Source organism: Thauera linaloolentis 47Lol = DSM 12138 (assembly GCF_000310205.1).
Taxonomy (GTDB): Bacteria; Pseudomonadota; Gammaproteobacteria; order Burkholderiales; family Rhodocyclaceae; genus Thauera; species Thauera linaloolentis.
Genome location: NZ_AMXE01000150.1, coordinates 1 through 4,015, shown reverse-complemented (window position 1 = coordinate 4,015; position 4,015 = coordinate 1). Strand labels below are relative to the sequence as shown.

Here is a 4,015-nt window from a genome sequence, read left to right as displayed (position 1 = left end):
AAGGGTTTTCATTGAAGGGTGAAATTTCCGGCGCCGCTGCTGGGGAACCATTTCACCGTATTTGAGAACCTACAAGAGACATGTCAAGTGGTGTAGGTTCTCACTCATCTTGGGATTTTTCTCACATCGATGAAATGAACCTACCGCCACCTGCGCATTACGCCCATAGGTGACCGTTTAGCCCTTTGCTTAGGTGCTTGAGTTTGATGAGTCATGCAGAGCATCTGTCTGCTCAGGGCTACCGCAGCTACGCATTCATCATTCATCGTCTTCGTCGTCAGGGGGCGCTTCAAAGCCCAGCAACGCTGCGCGAAACTGATCGGATGTCGCGGCCAGCAGTCGCTTGGTCTTGATGCTGGTCTTGATGGAGGTATCGAGCCGGATGAGGTTGAGGGCAATGTGGCGGACGAGCGCGAGGTTGTGTGCGACGTGGCCGGTACGGGCACGGGCGTAATCATCACTGAACTGAACATCGAGACACCAGTGCAGACGATTCTCGACCTCCCAGTGACTTCTGACCGCCTGCGCGATCCGCTCGGCCCCGGCGGGCAGGCTGCTGATGTAGCAGACGCGCTCGGTGCTGGTGCGCTCGCCCACCGTTCGGATGCGTTCGACCACGGCGAAGCTGGCGACGTCCTTCCAGGCGGCGGCATTGTGGAGCCGATCGACGGCGTCGTAGGCTTGGCAGCGACGCACTTCGGTTCTTCCGTGCCCGGTGCTCGTGCTCTCGTGGGTCGAAGTCGGTACCAGCGGGCCGCGTGGGTCGAGGTTGGCGAAGATGATCGAATCGTGCAGGTTGCGGTGGTTGTCTTTCACACACAACACGTAGTGCGCACCTCGTTCGCGAATGGCGTGGGCGATTTTGGTCTGCGTGCCCATCGCGTCGATGGTGACGATGCACCCCTCAATGTCGAGCACCTTGAGCAGTTCGGGAATCGCCGTGATCTCGTTGCTCTTCTCTGCGGTGGCCGTCTGTCCGAGCACCACGCCCACGTTGGCCGCAAACGCGCTGACCATATGCAGCGGCGCAGCGGCCGTCTTGCTCGTGGTGCGCCGGCTCGCCTTGCCATCGATGGCGATCACCTGGTCCTTGCCCAGCGCCGGAATGATGCCGCCCACCCAGGTGCGAAAGGCCTGTTCGAACTGCTTCGGATCGAGCAGCGCGAACACCCGCTCGAAGGTATCGGGCGAGGCCACGCCGTAGTCGAGCCGAAGAAAGCCCCGCAGCCAGGCCAGTTTGGCGTGCGCCCACTGCGAAATCTCCTCTAAATCGTCGGCACCGCTGAGCACCGCGCATACCGTCACGGTGAGCAGCTCGCTCAGCCGGTGTCGTGTCTGTTGCGTGCTACGCCAGTCCTCCAGGCCTTCGAAAATCTCCACCATGCCGGCCAGCTTCCCTGTGTCCATCGATCACCCAAAAAGACAGAAAGCTACACAAAACAATGGCCTGTGAGCAGGGGTGTTGCAAGTGATTGATCGTGAACATCATTTTTGGGCGGCCAACGACAGGTGGGTAGCTGCGGGAGCCCTGTCTGTCTGCTCGTCCCGGAGCCAGTCCAGCAGGAGCTGAGCCCGTGCCTCGGTTCCGTACGCGAGATAGAGAAGCATCTGCACCGGTTTCGGGATGTCGCGCCCAGACTCGTACCGTGACCCACCGGACTGTGTTACATCGATGCACGCTCAGAACTTCGCCTGATTCAATCTGACCTTCTTGCGATATGCCTGAATGTCCGAGCCAGTTCGGAAGCGCAGTGTGGGACGCTTCTTGGGTGTGGTGGCGGTAGCGGCCGGCTTGGTATCGGTCATCGGATCGGTGCCTCAAACGCGTATGGCAAGTGCCACTCATCATGCCATGCCAGCGTCCTGGCAGGTAACATGCGGCGGACCGTCGGTGACGATGTGGTCGTAGCCGCAAAGCCAAACTCAGTCCGCAGGAGTGAGGAGCACGTGAACGGGCACGCTGAGGGTGTGTGCCAAGCGCTCGATGTTGTCGAGCGAGATGTTTCGCGCCCGGCGCTCAACATGCCCAATGAAGGTTCGGTGCAGGCCGCTTTCAAAAGCGAGCTCCTCCTGGGACCAGCCGTGCGCGCGCCGCAGCCTCACCAGATTAGTGGCAAGGACGGCTCGTGCGTTGGGGAAGTCCTGCGAGGGAGTTGAGCCGGGAGACATTTTTCAGAGTCTCCTGGCTTGATGATTTTGCGTCAGCCGCGTTTACGTCACAATATGCCGATGACAACAAATAGGCGGGTCGCGATGAAAAAATAGATCACTGACAGAGGCACCTGCCATCGCGAAGATGGCACCTAGAGGAGCTGAGAAGCCCTCAAGATGCAAGAAAAAGGACAAGGGAGACCCAAGAATGGCGTCCTCGCTGGTGTATGCCAGAACGTAATCTAGCCACCATCCGAGAGCAGTTCGTTGATGTGTCAGCAGGGGCAGCGAATCGGAAGCTGAATGCTGCATCAGGCGGCCTTCTGTTCGGGTGCCGCTAAGGCCCGTTCGACCCTCCACGGCAGGAGTTCATCGACACGATTGACCAGATGCTCGGCGACACACCCGATCACATGGCGTAGGTAAGCTTCGGGATCAAGCCCGTTCAGCTTGGCCGTGCCAATCAAACTGTAGATCACAGCAGCACGCTCGCCTCACCGACACGAACGCGGCCGTCCTCAAACTGCCTTCCTTGTGGACCTTGCGCCAAGCGAAGATCTGATTGCGTTGAGGTCGTGCGGGCGAGCAAGCAAGTCGCGACACCGAAGCACCCGGCTGCAGGGACTGCTAGACGACGGCGCGCTCGAACTCGAGCGTGTGGTGCCAGTACGGTCCGCGTGGGTCGCGGTGGAGACGCTGATCCAAATCAGTGTCCATGAAATCCATTGTGGGTACAAAGTTAGATGCCCCCTCCGGGAGGATCGTCAACGACGACTACTCCAAAAGGAAGGCGGCGCTCACCAGATGCTTACAAATTAGATGTGTTTACGTCACAATATGCTGCTGACAATAAACCAAGGCGCAGCGCTGGAAAAAAGGCTCGCTACACACGTAAGGCAAGCATCAAGTCCAAGGTCATGCTGACCGAACGATTGATGAGTTCCGTGCGGAGCTGCTTGGATTATGTCATTAGGGTGAGGTTGCTCTGCAAGGATCACCACGCTGTATTCATGATTTCGCACTAACAATCGGAGAAATATGTATGCGCTTCCATCTGCTACCTCTCACAACGAGCTTACTGTTCACTTCTCAAGTGTCCCATGCAAACGAGGCTCTTGATTTTGTATTACAGAAAGCTAAAGACCACGGGTTCACAGCATGCAACGCAGCAATTCGAAATGCGTTTTCCGTGGTTGGAGGCTCCGGCATCAGGGTTATTACCGACAAGCTTCCGCAGACCAGAGATGACAGCCTCAAGATAACAGCAGCTTTCGGGGAGGCCGGAGACTCCGTCTACGTTTCGGCAGAGTTTAGAAAAATCGGAAAAGAGTGCATCTACACCAGGACGATTATCCTACCCATGGCTAAATCGTGCACAGCCTACTTCGCTGAAATGAGCGATTCATTTAAGTTAGAAGCGGAGACAGCAGGCACAATTTTCACAAAAAATTCAGGTGGTGCAAACATGTTGCTTATTCCAGCCGGAAGCAATTGCGTTGCGATATTCAATAGTGACGGCGTAAAACCTGCTACTAAATAGCAGCCTTACCTTCCCCAAGGGACTTCCCGTCAACTGTTTTCTGCAGACAGCAGCCGTTGATCATGCACGCATCTTCTTCTCCTGCTGATCACGCTCGGACGTGACCGCTTCTCGACTGGCGGCATTGCAATGGACAAGGACAGAACAGACTGCCTTTCCCCAATCGGCCTTGTTCGGCACTGTGGTGCCGGGGCCATGCGACTCACCGCTCCGGCTGGCCTCAATCGTTCATCGGCGCGACCGGGGCGCGGGGAGAGCAGCACCTTCCGCTGGCTCTTCGATGAAGTGGTGCGCGCCTGCATGGCGGCCGGCCTGGTCAAGGGA

General features: G+C 57.5%; 5 protein-coding genes and 1 pseudogene. 1 reads left to right on the top strand and 5 read right to left on the bottom strand.

The window, feature by feature from the left end; all coding sequences use genetic code 11:
* Positions 1-258: 258 nt before the first annotated feature.
* The 5 genes and pseudogenes from C666_RS18695 to C666_RS20045 all read right to left on the bottom strand — a co-directional run.
* Positions 259-1,407: an ISAs1 family transposase gene (locus tag C666_RS18695; protein ID WP_028792454.1), complete on the bottom strand. Its 1,149-nt coding sequence runs from the start codon at positions 1,405-1,407 to the stop codon at positions 259-261.
* Positions 1,408-1,485: 78 nt separating this feature from the next.
* Positions 1,486-1,674: a hypothetical protein gene (locus C666_RS21260; RefSeq protein ID WP_370701734.1), complete on the bottom strand. Its 189-nt coding sequence runs from the start codon at positions 1,672-1,674 to the stop codon at positions 1,486-1,488.
* 6 nt (positions 1,675-1,680) lie between these two features.
* Positions 1,681-1,806: a hypothetical protein gene (locus C666_RS21125; RefSeq protein WP_281169809.1), complete on the bottom strand. Its 126-nt coding sequence runs from the start codon at positions 1,804-1,806 to the stop codon at positions 1,681-1,683.
* A gap of 117 nt (positions 1,807-1,923) precedes the next feature.
* Positions 1,924-2,169 carry a helix-turn-helix domain-containing protein gene (locus C666_RS18690; RefSeq protein ID WP_004348419.1) on the bottom strand — a complete coding sequence of 82 codons (246 nt, stop codon included), beginning with the start codon at positions 2,167-2,169 and terminating at the stop codon, positions 1,924-1,926.
* Between the two features lie 293 nt (positions 2,170-2,462).
* Positions 2,463-2,645 (bottom strand): annotated as a pseudogene (locus C666_RS20045) (transposase domain-containing protein); the annotation flags it as partial.
* Between the two features lie 548 nt (positions 2,646-3,193).
* Here C666_RS20045 and C666_RS20635 point away from each other — a divergent pair.
* Positions 3,194-3,691, top strand: coding sequence for a hypothetical protein (locus tag C666_RS20635; RefSeq protein ID WP_154666268.1), 498 nt, complete (start codon positions 3,194-3,196; stop codon positions 3,689-3,691).
* The last annotated feature ends 324 nt before the right edge of the window (positions 3,692-4,015 follow it).